The following is a 15,375-nucleotide window of genomic DNA, read 5'->3' on the forward strand; positions in this document are numbered from 1 at the left end:
GCCGCTCATCGCTTCGCCGATGAGCGGCTCGTTCGCGTTCTGGGCAAATTCCCGGAGGCGGGTAACCGTTGGCCTCCAAGGATTTTCAGGCGCTGTCGCGTTCCTCGCGGAATCCGGGCAGCCAGCGGGAGGCCAGTTGCATGAAGGGCACCTCGGCATCGAGCTGGGCACAGATACCGATCGAACCGCCCAGCACCCGGAAGATCATCACGTATTCGCCGGGCAGCATCATGGCCCGCGCGGTTTTCATCTCCGGCGAGGAATAGTCGGTGGCCTTACCCGCCACCCGCTGCATCCAGCGGCGGGTGAAATGGAACGATTCGGACCGAATCGGATCGGTGAACGGGCGCAGATACTCCTCGATCTCCTGTTCGGTGAGAGTTCTACCAGGTAGCACCCACCCGTTGGCGTGCAGTAGTTCGGTGAGCCGGCCGTACTCCTCGGCCACTGCCAGGGCGAGTATCCGTCCCAGGAGCTCGGGGAAACCGCCTGGAAGGGGGGCACAAGCGCCGTAGTCGATCACCGCGAGTTTGCCCTCGGGGGTGATCATGAAATTGCCCGGATGCGGGTCCGCGTGCAGGAGCCCGACGATTTCGGGCGAGGAGAAGTGGAAGCGGCCCATCAGTCCGGCGACCCGGTTACGCAGCACGCGAGTGCCCTCGGGATCGGCTTGGCCCGCGGCGATCATGGCGGAAACCGAAGTACCGTCGAGCCATTCGCTGACGATGACCTTCGGCGCGCTCGCGACCACCTTCGGCACCACGAATTCCGGATGCCCCTCGTAGGCCTTGCTGAACGCCCGCTGATTCGCGGCCTCGTTACGGTAGTCCAGCTCTTCCTCGGTGCGCTCGTTGATCTCGGCGAGCAGCGGTTTCACATCGGCGCCGGGGATCACCTTCGCGAAGAGGCCCGTCATCCGGTTCAGTGTCCGCAGATCCGCGCGCAGCGCCTCGTCCGCGCCCGGGTACTGGACCTTCACCGCGACCCGGCGGCCGTCCGACCACACCGCCTTGTGCACCTGGCCGATACTGGCCGAGGCGGCCGGGGTGTCGTCGAACGATTCGAAACGTTTCCGCCAGTCGGTGCCGAGCTGCTGATCGAGGACACGGTGCACTGTCGCCACGGGCATCGGCGGGGCCGCGGCCTGCAGTTTGGTGAGGGCCTCGCGATAGTGTTCGCCGAATTCTTCGGGAACCGCGGCCTCCATCACACTCAGCGCCTGACCGAATTTCATGGCGCCACCCTTGAGCTCACCGAGCACGGCGAACAGCTGTTCGGCCGCCTTCTGGTTCATCTCGGTGTTGATCTCCTTGCGATCGCCACCCGCGAGCTTGCGGCCGAAACCGACCGCGGCACGACCCGCGACACCGAGCGGAATCTTGGCTAACTTCGCATTGCGGGACACAGGCCGGCGCACGATCTCAGACACTCCCCCATCATGGCCGACGGACCGGCGGATCTGCCACGGAAAACCGAAGAGAATTACCACAGCCACCACAAGTGTGAGTGTCATCACAGTGCACCGCTGTTTTGCGATACCAGGCAACCGCACCGCTCATGCGGAATCCACGGACGACGGCGCAGCTGCCGGGTGCCGAGGTCGAACTCCACGGTGCGGTTCAGCGTCTCCGGCGGCGAAGCCGGGTCACAGGCCAGAATCGTCTCGAGTTCGCCGAGCGCCAGGGCGGCCACGGCGGCGATACCGGCAGGACTCGCATGCCCCGTCCGGCCGAGCAACTGAGCGGCCAGCCGGGGCCATTCGGCATCGCGATCGACCCGGGCGAGATCGGCGCAGCGCAGGCAGCTCGTGAGCCCGGGCAGAACCAACGGGCCGACGAGCCCCTTACCGTCGCGCAGCCGGACCACCAGGTGCGCGATCCGGGCCCGGGACAGCTCCCGGACCAGGCACGGATCGGGAATCAGCGCATCGGCCAGTACCACCAGATCCACTCCGGCGACCGGGCCGGGCAGCCGGCCGCTCCGGTCGCGGGAGCGGGACGGCCGGATACCGAGCGCGCTCAGGCCGGAGGTGATCGCGTCGGCGAGCGGGCCCGTCCCGTGGACGCGGATGGTTCGGACACAACCTGCGGGACAAAAGGGATGTACGACCAGGCCGGCCGCGTCGATCACCTCGAACAACGCCGTCGCGTGCCGAGGCTCGAGACCGAGCGACCGCGCCTGCCAGACGATCGCCGGCCGGCTGTTCAGGCCGTCGAGGAGACGGAGGAATCCCAGTACCTGCTGAGTCTCCAGGCCGGGAGCCTCACACAGTACGGCTGTCTCGGGATCCCAGCCCAGCTGGACCTGGCCGGTCGAGCGCACCAGGATCGGTACCCGGGGATGCAGGAGCGGCCCGCGCGGCCGAAGCGTCGTCATGCTCGAAGTATGCGACGGCCCTTGTGCCGCAACGGGTCCCGAAAGGTAGTTATCCACAGGCCCGAGGCCTGTGGATAACTGTGGTTTTCCCAGCTGACGCGCGGTTCGCGACGCTGCTCGAAGGCGCGCCGGAAATCGGCGCGAAATCGAGCCCTCCGGATGCCGGGGGCGGCGCCGCATCGACGACTTGCCGGTGGGGTGGGCCCCGCATCGATTACCTCGAGGGCCCGGACACTCCGCGATACTTCACTGTGCTCGACCCCCGCGCCGCCCGGTGCGCGGATCAGTCCTTGCTGCTGCCCTGTTCGGGGTTCTCCGGGCCGGATTCCTCTCCGCCTTGTTCGGCGGGCGGATCCTGTTTCTCGCCCTTACCGCCCTTACCGGCCTGTTCCCGCTCCGCAGCCTCGGTGGCGGCCAACTGGGCCAGGGGATCGTCGAACGCGCCGGCACCGCCGCCGATCACCGAATCGATGAACCCGGCAGGTGCGTCGAGATCTGCGGCGTCGGGCAGCAGATCGGGATGGGCCCAGACACCGTCACGGGCCGCGAGCCCGGCGTCGTCGGTCAAGCGTTGCCACAGCGTGGCGGCCTCGCGCAGTTTGCGGGGCCGCAGCTCGAGGCCGACAAGGGTGGCGAAGGTTTGTTCGGCCGGGCCGCCGGTGGCCCGGCGGCGCCGCAGTGTCTCGGCCAGTGCGCCCGCGCCGGGCAGACGTTCGCCGACCGCCGCGCCGACCACGACCTGCACCCAGCCCTCGATCAGTGCGAGCAAGGTCTCCAGCCGGTCCAGGGCCTGCTTCTGCTCGGGGGTCGTCTGCGGTTCGAAACTCCCCTGGGACAGGATCTCCTCGAGCTTGCTCGGATCGGTCAGCGCCGAGGGGTCGAGATCGCGGGCCGCCTCTTCGAGTGCGGAGAAATCCATGGTGATCCCGCGCGCATAGTCCTCGACGGCGCCGAGTAGCTGCTGGCGCAGCCATGGGACGTGCACGAACAGGCGCTGATGGGCAACCTCGCGGGCGGCGAGGAACACCATGATCTCGCTCTCCGGCTGTTCGAGCCCCTCGCTGAACTCCGAGATCGCCGTGGGCAGCAGCGCCGCCGTACCTGCCGGGCCCAGCGGCAGGCCGATATCGGTCCCGGTCAGAACTTCCTTGGCGAGCTGGCCCAAAGCCTGCCCGAGCTGCGAACCGAAGGCGAGCCCACCCATCTGGCCGAGCATGCCCATCATGGGTCCGGCCATTTCGCGCGCTTCTTCGGGCAGACCGGCGGTCCACATACCGGAGATCTGCTGCGCCACCGGATCGCAGAGCCGCTGCCAGGTCGGCAGTGTTTTCTCGATCCAGTCGTTGGCGGTCCAGGCCACCGTGGTGGTTGCGCCGGCGGGGAAGGTCGTCGCGTCGTCGAGCCACAGCTCGGCAAGATGGGCGGCATCGGCGACGGCCGCGGCCGTACCGCTCGACACCGGCTCCACGGTCTTACCGAGCTGCTGGCGGGCCAGCTGCTTTGCCACGTCGTAGTTCACCGGGCCGGAGCCGCCACCGGCCACGCCCTGCCCCATACCGCTGAGCATCTGCCCCAGCGAGGTGAGCATCTGCCCCAGGGCCGCCGGATCGAAACCGGCCGCGCCGCCGCCGAGGCCGAACGGATCGTTACCGCCGCCCGGCTTGTCGCCGCGGCCACGGTCGTCGTCATCGCCGCCCTGGGAGAATCCGAATCCGAAATCGCTCATTACGCCCCACCCGCCGGTACGACGTCCGGGTGGTGTCCGGGGAGCGCGCGCGCACCGAGCGAACCGGCCGGCGCTTCGTGAAGCTGCATGTTCTCCATAGTAGGCGCGACGAACCGGCCGGTCCGCCACGGCGGGGCGGCTTCGCGCTCGGTGAACATCCGGCCCGCCCGGTGACGGTTCACGCGCGAGCGCGTGGCGCCGCCCGGGGCGGTCCGGTGACCGCTCATTTCGCGGACGCACCTGCCCCGTCGGCGGCCACCCACGATTCCACGATGGTGCGGGCGATGGATACCGCGCCCGGCAGCAGCAGCTTCGGCCCCACCTCCGGATCGGGGTCGATTCCCGCGCCCGGCCGGGCGGGCCAGCCGCCGGCCGCCAGTGCCGCGCGCACCTCGTCGCGGGTGAACCAGCGGGCCTCGGCGATCTCACCGTCGGTGAACACCAGCGGCTGCTCCGGATCGGCGAGCGCGCAGAAGCCGAGCATCAGCGACCGCGGGAACGGCCACGGCTGACTCCCGAGATAGCGGATATCGCGGACGGCAAGCCCGACCTCCTCGAGCATCTCCCGCTCGACGCAGCGTTCGAGCGATTCCCCGGCTTCGACGAACCCGGCCAGCAGGGAGAACATCGTCGCCGGCCAGTTGTGCTGACGAGCCAGCAGGACACGGTCGCCGCCGTCGTGGATCAAGCAGATCACAGCCGGATCGGTGCGCGGGAAATCCTCCCGGCCGTCCTCGGTCACCCGTGACCACCCGGCCTTGGCGGGGATCATCGGACTGCCGTCGGCACCGTGGAACGCTGCCCCGGCATGCCAGTTGATCAGGGCGAGTGCGGCCGACAGCACTCCGGCGGTGAAATCGTCGATCCGGCTGTCGGCGAGCTGACGCAGGTCCCGTAGTTCGCCGGCGAGTTCGCGATCACGGACAGCCCACAGATGCACACCGTCACGGACACCGATGAACACCGCCTCCGGGCTCGGCTCGTCCGACAGTTCGGTAGCGGCTTCCCAGACCAGAGCCCCGGATTCGTAACGCACCGCACCGCGCCGCCCGATCCGTAACAGCCGGGCGGTGGCCCAGCCTTCCTTCAGCGCATGTGCGTCGCCGCGCAGATGGTCGGCGCGGTCGAGCGCCGAACGGGACAACAAAGGGATCTGGTTGAGCTCGAATACCGCCACGTCCCGAGACTATCGCGGCGCGAACCGCGGGGTATCCGGGTCAGCGAGAGCGACGGATATAGAGCAGTTTGTCCCCGGATTCCAGGGCGTCGACGGCCGCGTCACCCACCCGGACCAGCTCGCCGCCGCGCACCACACCGAGCACGATATCGCTGAGGTGGCGTGGCGATCCGCCGACCTCACCCGGCTCGACCTCGCGTTCGGCGACCGCGAAACCGTGTTCCGGGGTGAGCAGATCCTCCATCATCTCCACGACGCTGGGTGTGGTGGTCGCGATACCGAGCAGCCGGCCGGTGGTCTCCGAGGACACCACCACCGAGTCGGCACCGGATTGGCGCAGTAGATGGGTGTTCTCCGATTCCCGGATCGAGGCGACGATCTTCGCTTTCTTGGTGAGCTCGCGCGCGCTCAGGGTGACCAGCACCGCGGTGTCGTCGCGGTTGGCGGCCACGATGACCGAGGCCGCGTTCTGGACCCCCGCCAACCGCAGCACATCGGATTGCGTGGCCGTCCCGTGCACGGTGACCAGGCCCGCGGTGGCGGCGGCTTCGAGGGCCACGGCGTCGGTGTCGACGACAACGATTTCTGAGGGCTGCACCCCGTCCCCGAGCATGGCGTCGATAGCGGTGCGGCCTTTGGTGCCGTACCCGACGACGACGGTGTGATTACGCACGGTGCGCCTCCAACGCTGGATCTTCAAGGCCTGGCGGGAACGTTCGGTGAGCACCGCCAGGGTGGTGCCGACCAGGACGATGAGGAACAGCACCCGAAGTGGTGTGATGACGAAGATGTTCACCAGCCGGGCCGCGTCGGTCACCGGCGAGATATCGCCGTAACCGGTGGTCGACAGCGACACGGTCGCGTAGTAGAACGCATCGAGCAAACTCACCGAACCGTCGGCGCTGTCGTCGTAACCGTCGCGGCCGAGATAGACGACGATCGCGGCGGTGCACAGCAGGCCGATCGCGAACAGCACCCGGCGGGTCAGCGAAATCCACGGGCTGTTCTGCACCTCCGGGATACGCAGCACCCCGACCAACGCGAAATCCGGACGCTCGCCGCCGAGCCGGCCCCGGCCACCCAGCTGAGCGAACCGGGCCCGGACCGGGGCTACCATCCGATACCCCGGGAATTCGACACCCTCAGTCCCTCCGACACAGCTCGGGAGCCTACCCCTCGCAGACGGTCCGGCCCGTTGCGCGCCCTGTGGTCCACGGGCCGTCTTCGCCGGTATCCGCCGATTACGGTGGATACCATGGCAGACGACACACCTCCGGATACCATTCGCGATCCCGGCCGCACCCCCGCCCTGCGCCTGGCCGCGATCCTGCTGGGTGCCGGGGTCATGCATTTCGTGGCACCCACACCGTTCGATTCCATCGTCCCGAAGCGGCTGCCCGGGAAAGCACGCTCCTATACCTACTGGTCCGGTGTGGCCGAAATCGGTGTCGGGACCGCATTGTTGATCCCGAAGACCCGGCGGCTCGGTGGCCGGCTGGCGGCGTTGCTGTTCCTCGCGGTGTTCCCCGCCAACATCCAGTTCACGGCCGATTCGTTGGGCAACCCGAAGGCGCCGTTGGCACTCCAGGCGATCTCCCTGCTCCGGCTGCCCTTACAGGTGCCGTTGATCACCCAGGCGTTGGCGGTGGGTCGCCGGGCACCGCGTCCCTGAACGGACGCGCGCGACGGGGCACGGACCGGGCAGACTCCGCCACGCGGACCGTCCGGGGCAGGGTGAGGCTCATGGTCACAGCCCGCGTCCCCGGCACTCGGCCGGCCCGGTGCCTCGATGTGCTCACCGGGATAGGCGCGTACCCCCCGGCACGCCACCGGACGCCCCGACCGTTACTGCCGGGATTTCTCGTCCGGAAAGCCGACGCGTTCCGCCCCCGGTGTATTCGTGAGCAGTTCGGTGAGTTCCGCGGGTCCGGGCAACCGCTCAGGGGAGACGGTCCGGCCGGTGTGTACATAGTGGAAGGCGGCGCCCACCCGCTTCAGCACCTGCTCTTCGGTTTCTCCGGTACGCGCGGCCAACAGGCGCGCCCAGGCGAGGCGGTAGACGGCCAGCTGCATGGCGACCGCGGGTTCGTCGGCGGGACCGGGTTCGGCGCCGGTTTTCCAGTCGACGACGATCCAGCCGTCTCCCGGCTCGGCGAAAACGGCGTCCATCCGGCCACGGATCACGATCCCGGCGATGGTGGTTTCGAACGGCACCTCGATCTCCACCGGTCGGCGCGCCGACCAGCGCGAGGAAAGAAAAGCCTCCTGCATCCTGGCCAGTTCCACATCGGCCGCCGCACCGGCGTCCGCGGAGCCGGGCAGATCGTCGAGGCCGGGGAGCTGGTCGGTGGCGAACCAGCGCTGGACCCAGGCGTGGAAGGCAGTGCCGCGGCGTGCCAGCGGATTCGGCGGGTACGGCAGTGGACGGCGCAGCCGGGCGGCGAGTTTACCCGGGTCGGCGCGCATTTCGACCAGCGCGGTCGCCGGGAGCTGGCTGGGCAGTTCCACATCGGTGACCGCGGCCTCCGTCGACCGGAATTCGGCGAGCAGCGCATCGACATCGGCGGACCAGCCGTCCGGATCGTCGTCCGGTTCCGGTTCGGGTGCTCCGGCGGCGAGATCGGCCAGTGCGGCGTTCACCAGGGCGGCACCGTCCTCGATATCGGTGCGCCGGGCACCCAGCGGATCGCTGGGCCAGGGCGCGGTATCCGGGGTCGCGGCCAGCGGGTTCGTCTCGCCCTCTTCGGGTTCCGGCGCCCAATGCGCGATATCCATACCGCTGTCCGGCGACTCGGCGGCGGCCTTCACTTCGAGCAGGAACTCCGACGGACCTTTCGGTTTGTCGCCGGATTCGGGCCAGTGGTGGGCGGAGACCAGCAGTACACGTTCGGTTCTGGTCAGCGCGACATAGAAGAGCCGGCGGTCCTCGTCCAACCGGCGGTGCTGTAGCGCCTTCTTGTGCGCGGTCAGGCAACGCTGCAGGTCGGCACGGTCGGCGCAGTCGGCGAGATCGAGCACCGGCACGCCGTCCGGCGAATCGGCAGTGGCGCGGTCACCACGCAGCGAGGTGGGCAGCTCGGCCAGCGCACCCAGCCAGGTGTTCACCCCGCGGGTGGACGGGAACACCTCCTTGCACACATGGGGCACCGCGACCACCTCCCATTCCAAGCCTTTGGCCGCGTGCACGGTGAGCACCTGAACGCGGTCCGGGGCGACCTCCACCTCTCCGGGTTCCAGGCCGTTCTCCACCGATTCCGCGGCCGCGAGAAATGCCAGCAACCCGCCGAGGCTCGCCCCGGTATCCGCGGCATAACCGGCCACGACTTCGGCGAAAGCATCCAGATGTTCGCGTCCGGCACCGGAACCGGTCAGGGCACGCCGCGCCTGCGCCTCCACACCGACCCCGATGGTGCGCTCCACATCGGCGACCAGTTCGGTCAGCGGCTGCCCGGCTCGTTCGCGCAGCGTTGCCAGTTCCGCGCCCAGCGTGGTGATCCGCCGATACCCGGCGGCCGAATAGCGTTGCGGCGGGCCGGGGTCGGCAATCGCGTCGGCCAGCCCGGCACGTTCGGCAGGTTCCGGCGCGACCTCGCGCAACGCGGCGGCCAGTGTCGCCGCATCGGTGATTTCGCCGCCGGGGTCGTGGCCGATCGACAGTTCCCGCGCCCGCCGGGCCAGTGCGGCCAGATCGGCCACGCCCAGCCGCCAGCGGGCGCCGGTGAGGATCCGCACCGCCGCGCTACCGGCCGCCGGGTCGGCGATTAGGCGCAGGGTCGCGACGATATCGGCGACCTCCGGGGTCGCCAGCAGTCCGCCGAGACCGACGATCTCCACCGGCAGCCCGTGAGCGCGTAACTGTTCGGCGAGCTCGGCGGCATCGGCATTACGGCGGATCAGCACCGCGGAGGTGGGCGGTGGCCGTTGCGCATCGCGGGCGCGCGCCCATTCGGCGGCGATCCGCTCGGCGATCCAGCGGCGTTCGCCGGTCACGGTGGCGCACAACGCGAGAGCGAGATCGCCGCGGACGGCCTCGGGTTTGGCCCGCAGCGGATCCACCGTGACCCCGCCACTCGCACGGGCCGCGGCACGCAGCGGCTCGACGACCGTATTCGCCAGATTCAGCGCCTCCGGCGGGTTTCGCCAGCTGGTGAGCAGCGGCAGCACCGGCGCCGGATCGCCCGGTCCGCGCGGGAAATCGGTGGTGAACCTGGGCAGGTTGGCCGCCGAGGCACCACGCCACCCGTAGATCGACTGCATGGGATCGCCGACCGCGGTCACCGCCGGAGGCTGCGGTTCGCTGCGCCGGGGGCCACTGCGTTCGGCCGCATACCCGGCACCGAACAGAGCCGAGAGCAGGATGCGCTGCGCGTGACCGGTGTCCTGGTATTCGTCGAGCAGCACCAGCCGGAACCGCGCGCGCTCGGCATCGGCGACCTCGCGATGTTCGGCTGCGAGACGCGCCGCCAGCGACATCTGGGCCCCGAAGTCGAGTGCACCGCGGCGATGGAGGGTTTCGCGGAGTTGCCGGACCAGCGGCAACAACGCGACCCGCTCCCGCTGCGCCCGCAGAATCGCCAGCAGCTCCTTGTTCGGTCCGCCGCGCTGGCGGGGCCCGGGCGGCAGGGTGTGGACCAGTTTCTCCAGCTCGGTATGTGCCTCGGACAGCTGTTCGGGTTCGACGAGATGTTCGGCGAGCTGACCGGACAGTGCGAGAACTGCCTCGGTGACGGTCAACGGTGCGCGATCGGTCTCCAGATCGCCGTCCCAGCCGCGCACCACCTGATGCGCGATCTGCCACAGCTGGGTTTCGGTGAGCAGCGCCGCCGACGGTTCCACCGGCAGCAGCAACCCGTGTTCGCGAAGCAACCGGCCGGCGTAGGAGTGATAGGTACTGATCTCCGGTTCCGCGGCGGTCAGAGTGGTGCGCAGCTCACCGGTGGGGTCCAGGTCGCGCAGAAGGCGGGAACCGGCCAGCCGGGCCAGCCGGGTCCGGATCCGGGCGGTGAGCTGCTGGGCGGCCTTCCGGGTGAAGGTCAGGCCCAGTACTTCCTCCGGGGTGACGAGGCGGTTGGCCACCATCCAGACGACCCGCGCCGCCATGGTCTCGGTTTTCCCCGCGCCCGCACCCGCCACCACCAGCGCCGGACCCGGTGGCGCGGCGATCACCGCGGCCTGTTCCGCGGTCGGCGGAGGTAGACCGAGCGCGTCGGCCAGCTGCCCCGGTGTGACCCGGGCGCTCACTCGTCGGTCACCTGACGTCCGGCGTCCTGCACCGGGCAGCTGTTCTTCACGGCGCAGTGGCGGCAGCCGTCGTTGCGGATCGCCAGGAAACCGGGTCCCGCGGTGGTCGCCGCGGCCGTGTGGATCGTGTCCCGCCAGGCGTCGAGGGCTTCGGCGTCGAATGCCGGTTGGACCCGTTCCTTCGCGACCCCGCTGGAAGCCGGCAGCCCGACATACACCAGCCGCGCACCGCCGGGTTCGGGGTCGGCCGTGGTGTCGTCGAGCGCGCCCGCGGCCGCGGCGACCTGGTAGGTCGCCAGCTGGGCGTGCTGCGCGGCATCTGCCTCGCTCACCGGGTTCTTCCCGGTTTTCACGTCCACGATCACGAACCGGCCCCGGTCGTCGCGTTCGAGGCGGTCGATCCGGCCGCGGATCCGGACCGCGGGTGCCTCCCCGCCGCGACCGGGCAGTTCGCAATCGACCGGAACCTCGACACCGGCCTGCGTCAGTTCGGCCCGGGTACTGCGCACCCAGGCCACGAACGCGTCCAGCATGGCCTCGGTGCGGCGCAGTTCCTGCCGGGAGTGCCAGCTGGTTTCGGGATCGATACTCGTCCAGCTCCGGGCCAGTTCGGCACGTACCCGGTCGAGCGGCACCCGCCCCGCGAGCGCCTGCACCAGGGTGTGCACCAGGGTTCCCTTCACAGCGTGCGGATTCTCCCCGTCCGACCCGCCGTGCCGTTCCAGCGCCCAGCGCAGCGGGCAGGTGCGCAGCAGTTCGACCGTCGACGGGGACAGCGCGACCGGCCCGTCGTCCTCCCACAGCGTCTCGGTGGTGCTGAGACCGGGGATGCCGTACCAGTCGCCGGACGCGGTACCGGGTATCCCGGCCAGCGCCAGCCGGGCCAGCTGCGCGGCGGCGCGGCGGCGCCGCTCGGCACCGGCGTCCGGATCGCAGACAACCGCCCGCAGTTCGGCCACCAGGGCATGCAACGCCAGCACCCGGCCCGGCTCCGCGATCGGGAGAGCGCCGGGCTCACCGTCGGACTCGCCGCCGACCAGTTCGGCCAGGAACCGGGACGGCACCAGATCGCGTTCACCGGTCACCGATTCCACGGCCGTCACCAGCAGGGAACGCCGGGCCCGGCTGCACGCGAGGAACAGCAGCCGGCGTTCCTCGGCCAGAATCGGCGCGGACCGGCTCACCCGCTCGGTGATACCGGCGACGTGATCCACCAGGTCCTCGGTATGCAACAGGGTGCCGCGGGGGCGCGGATCCGGCCAGATCCCCTCCTGTACCCCGGCAACCGCGACGACCTCCCATTCCCGCCCGGCCGCGGCATGCGCACTCAGCAGATCGACGGCCTCGTCCTGCCGCGACCGCGCCGCGCGCTCCTGCGCGATCTGCTGCTCGGTCAGGTATTCCACGAAACCCTCGATGGTCGCGCCCGGTAGCCGGTCGGTATAGGCGGCCGCCGCATCGAACAGCGCGACCGCCGCGTCGAGATCGCGATCGGCCTGCATTCCCGCCGCCCCGCCGCGCTCCGACTGCGCCAGCCAGCGCTTCTCCAGTCGCGATCCGGTCCACAGCGCCCACAGCACATCCTCGACGCTGCCGCCGTCGCGGCGGACCCGGCGGGCCCGGTCGAGCGCGCGCAACGCCCGGTTCAGCGGTGCGAGCTCGACCTCGGTGAGACCCGCGAGGATCCGCTCGTCCCCCGCCCCCAGGAGCAGGTCACGCAGAATATCCACCGAGGGCCGATCGGAAATCGGTCCGATGCCGTCGGCGGTACCGGTATCGTCGACGGCCGTCCGGCCGGAGCCCGAAGACGAACCGGTGGAGACATTGCCGTCTCCGTCTCGGCCACCGGCGGACGGGCGAGTGCCCCGAGGCGAACCGGTGGTACCACCACCGTCGCGACCCCCTGGTGCCGCACGACGGCCCGCCACGCCCGTGCGGTACCCGGCCGACACATCTTCGGCATCCTGGAGACCGGCCCCGCTGCCGGCCCCATCCGGCGACCGGATTTCCTGCACGGGCGGCACGCCGGTTTCCGCGTTCACGAACTGCCCTGCCGGATCCGGGGCCGTGCCGGGCGACCGATGCGCTTGGACGGTCCCGGACCGTCCGGCGACCGCACCGTCGCTCCGGGTGGAGTCTCGATGGCCCACAGCACGCTGCGCAGCCGGAGGAGAGCCGGTCGGCCACAGATGATCCGGGCCGAGGGATCCGGCGAGATCGTCCCCGGGCGCGCCGACATGGTCCGGCCCGGGCTCGCCGGGCTCGGCCGGGCCCCCGGCCCGGTCCACCGGAGCCCGCTGCAGGTCGTATGCAGGCGACAAAGAGCCGGAGCTGTTGTGGCTGTCCCGGCCCTCCGGCGGCGATCCGAATCCGTCGCCGCCGCCCGAGTGCGCCCGTGGTCGCCCGGACCCGTCGTCTGTATCGGCAGGAGCCGGCTGCGGTCCGAACTCGTCGTGCTCCCCGCCCGCCGCCACCAGATGGCTCGCCACCGTGGGTGCGGTGCCTTCGCCGGGAAAATCCGGCGAAGGACCGAACTCGTCGTCTTCGTCCGGGCGCTCCGGTGCAAGCCCGTCCCACGGATCGTCGTAGGGGAGGTCCCCGTCGAGGCCGAACCAGTCTTCGTCCTCGGCGTAGCGGACGGTGTCGTCGGCGAGACGGTCCGCGTCACGGAAGAATTCGGGGTCCGGGAAGTCCTCGGGGCGGTGCGCCTGTGGTGAATCCGGGTCGGGAATCGGCGGCTCGTATTCCGGTTCGATCGGGGCGTATTCGGGTTCGGACAGGCCGGTTACCGGTTCGGGAAGCGCATCTCCGGGTTCGGACGTTTGGCCCGCAGCATCCCCCGGCTCGCGCGGTTCGCCCGCAGCATCTGCGCTGGCCGGCGTCGACCGGGTGAGTTCGAGAGTGGTCCGCCGGATTCCGCGGCGCAGGCGGCGCATGGCGATCTGGTCGGCGCCGCCGAGCGGGCCGCCCAGCAGATCGAGTGCGTCGTCCGGGCCGAACAACGATGCCGTGGATCCCGTGCCCCGGCGGGCGGCTTCCCCCGCGAGCACGGCGCGCAGCGAAAGCAGCATCCAGGCGGCCCCGCGGCGGCGGGCCAGCGGGATATCGATCGCCGGCTGCCGAACCGGGACTCCGGCGGCCAGTAGCGCCCGGCGCAAGGGTGGCAGCAGCAGCGGGACCGATCGCACGATCACCGCCATCTGCGACCACGGGACCCCGTCGGTGAGGTGGGCGCGGCGCAACTGGTCCGCGATGAGCGAGGCCTCCTTGGCCGGACTGCCGAGCACCCGGACCCTGACCTGCGCGGCGGGTGCGGTATCCCCCGCTTCCGATGCACCGCGTTCCGCGGGACCCAGATCGGCGAAAGTCGTGCGATGCGCGACACTGCCCGGCAGGCGCGAAGCGATACGCGCGGTCGCGGTGTGGATGGCCGGACCCGAACGGTGGTTGGTGTGCAGGACGATCCGCCGGGCTGCCGGAACCTCGAGGTCGGTGAGGGATCGGGCGTCGGCGCCGCGGAAGGTGTAGACGGCCTGGTCGGGGTCGCCGGCGATCACGGTGGTTCCGGCCCCCTCGGCGAGGATCCGCACCAGCAGCGCGGCCTGCGGGTCCAGGTGCTGCGCGTCGTCGACCAGCAGGCAGCGCAACCGGGCCCGTTCGGCGGCGAGCAGGTCGGCGTCACCGGCCAGCGCATCGAGCGCGGCGCCTACCAATTCCGCCGCGTTCAACGCCGGTGCCGAGGCCTCCGGCGCGGCCACCCCGACCGACCAGCGCAACAGCATCGCCTGTTCGTAGCGCAGCGCGAACCGGCCCGCCGCCACCCAATCCGGCCGGTCCTGCTGCCGGCCCAGCTCCATCAGATCCTCCGGGCCGAGTCCGCGTTCGGTAGCGCGCAGCATGAGGTCGCGGAGTTCGTCGGCGAAGCCGTCCAGGCTCAGGGCGGGTTGCAGTCGCCGCGGCCACAGGTCACGGGCACCGGCCGCGATATCGATGAGGTCGCCGCGCAGCATTTCACGCAGGACGGCGTCCTGTTCGGCGCCGGTGAGCAGCCGCGGCGGCGGGTTCCCGTGCCGCGCGGCCTGGCGGCGCAGAATCCCGAAAGCGTAGGAGTGGATCGTGCGGGCGAGTGGTTCGCGGGTCGCTCCGGAGATCGGCAGTCCGGAAGTGGCACCCGATAGAGATAGGGAGGGGTCGTTCGCCTTGGCGGACATGTGATCGGGCACGGCGGTAGCGAGCGGGTGATCGGGTCCGGCGGAGGCGGGGGAACCGGCCCTTTCGGGTGTGGACGGGCTCCCGGCCCCGGCGGCAGTGGCCGAATCGCCGGCCGCCGTCGAGGTGGGGGTTTGATCGGTCCCGGCGGCAGTCGGCAAGCTGTCGCCCGGGAAGAGCCCGTCGTCGGGCGCCGGGTCGGAGAGCGGGAACAGCGCAACGTCGGCGGCGCCGTATCCGCCGGGACCGTTGTCGAACACGGGGGCGCAGGTATCCCAGTGCGCCAACCGCTCCGTGAGAGCGTCGCGTGCGGCCGCCGCGGCCTGTTTCGAGTGGGTGAGCAGCAGCACCGATTCCGGATCGGCACCGCCGGCGATCCGCGCGGCCGCTACATCGACCAGCAGTGCCGATTTCCCTGTGCCGGGCCCGCCGAGCACACGCCACAACCGGCCGGAACCGGATTGCGCAGAAGTTGCCAGGGCGGGGGCGAAGAGCGCGCGAATACCGGCGCCCCAGGTCCGAGCCCGGGGAGCCGATGTTCTCCGGCGCACCAGCCGCACCGGCCTATCCGAACGCACCACGACCGCTATTGCAACAGACGGGGCCGACACCGCCGATACCCCGTCGCACCCGCGGGCGCTGTGAG

The 15,375-nt window shown here is 70.5% G+C and carries 8 protein-coding genes; 1 reads left to right on the forward strand and 7 read right to left on the reverse strand.

What is annotated here, in order from left to right:
- Nucleotides 1-85: 85 nt before the first annotated feature.
- The 5 genes from NFL01S_RS07540 to NFL01S_RS07565 form a co-directional block, all read right to left on the reverse strand.
- Nucleotides 86-1,429, reverse strand: a complete 1,344-nt coding sequence (locus NFL01S_RS07540) for an ABC1 kinase family protein (protein WP_062973005.1) — start codon at nt 1,427-1,429, stop codon at nt 86-88.
- An 83-nt stretch (nt 1,430-1,512) separates the two neighbouring features.
- On the reverse strand, nt 1,513-2,376 hold the full coding sequence (locus NFL01S_RS07545; RefSeq protein WP_062972884.1) for a TOMM precursor leader peptide-binding protein: 864 nt from the start codon (nt 2,374-2,376) through the stop codon (nt 1,513-1,515).
- A 283-nt stretch (nt 2,377-2,659) separates the two neighbouring features.
- Nucleotides 2,660-4,102 (reverse strand): zinc-dependent metalloprotease, encoded by a 1,443-nt coding sequence (locus NFL01S_RS07550; RefSeq protein ID WP_062972886.1) that lies wholly within the window; start codon nt 4,100-4,102, stop codon nt 2,660-2,662.
- A gap of 223 nt (nt 4,103-4,325) precedes the next feature.
- The gene (nudC, locus tag NFL01S_RS07560) at nt 4,326-5,279 is read right to left on the reverse strand and encodes an NAD(+) diphosphatase (protein ID WP_062972890.1); all 954 of its coding nucleotides are present in this window, start codon (nt 5,277-5,279) and stop codon (nt 4,326-4,328) included.
- 40 nt (nt 5,280-5,319) lie between these two features.
- Nucleotides 5,320-6,396, reverse strand: a complete 1,077-nt coding sequence (locus tag NFL01S_RS07565; protein WP_062972892.1) for a potassium channel family protein — start codon at nt 6,394-6,396, stop codon at nt 5,320-5,322.
- Between the two features lie 138 nt (nt 6,397-6,534).
- Here NFL01S_RS07565 and NFL01S_RS07570 point away from each other — a divergent pair, with 138 nt between their 5' ends.
- Nucleotides 6,535-6,951, forward strand: a complete 417-nt coding sequence (locus tag NFL01S_RS07570) for a DoxX family protein (RefSeq protein ID WP_062972894.1) — start codon at nt 6,535-6,537, stop codon at nt 6,949-6,951.
- A gap of 173 nt (nt 6,952-7,124) precedes the next feature.
- Here NFL01S_RS07570 and NFL01S_RS07575 read toward each other — a convergent pair whose 3' ends face one another.
- Together NFL01S_RS07575 and NFL01S_RS36785 are read right to left on the reverse strand one after the other, a co-directional pair.
- Nucleotides 7,125-10,520 (reverse strand): ATP-dependent helicase, encoded by a 3,396-nt coding sequence (locus NFL01S_RS07575; RefSeq protein ID WP_062972896.1) that lies wholly within the window; start codon nt 10,518-10,520, stop codon nt 7,125-7,127.
- Complete coding sequence (locus tag NFL01S_RS36785; protein ID WP_371851790.1) at nt 10,517-15,208, reverse strand: PD-(D/E)XK nuclease family protein; 4,692 nt, start codon at nt 15,206-15,208, stop codon at nt 10,517-10,519. Before NFL01S_RS36785 ends, NFL01S_RS07575 begins: the two co-directional genes overlap by 4 nt.
- Between the last annotated feature and the right edge of the window lie 167 nt (nt 15,209-15,375).

This window comes from Nocardia flavorosea NBRC 108225, from assembly GCF_001613385.1.
GTDB classification, from domain to species: Bacteria; Actinomycetota; Actinomycetes; order Mycobacteriales; family Mycobacteriaceae; genus Nocardia; species Nocardia flavorosea.

Coding starts and splice junctions, on each gene's coding strand:
- NFL01S_RS07545 (WP_062972884.1), bottom strand. CDS start 2,376: ATGACGACGCTTCGGCCGCGCGGGCCGCTCCTGCATCCCCGGGTACCG.
- NFL01S_RS07550 (WP_062972886.1), bottom strand. CDS start 4,102: ATGAGCGATTTCGGATTCGGATTCTCCCAGGGCGGCGATGACGACGAC.
- NFL01S_RS07565 (WP_062972892.1), bottom strand. CDS start 6,396: ATGGTAGCCCCGGTCCGGGCCCGGTTCGCTCAGCTGGGTGGCCGGGGC.
- NFL01S_RS07570 (WP_062972894.1), top strand. CDS start 6,535: ATGGCAGACGACACACCTCCGGATACCATTCGCGATCCCGGCCGCACC.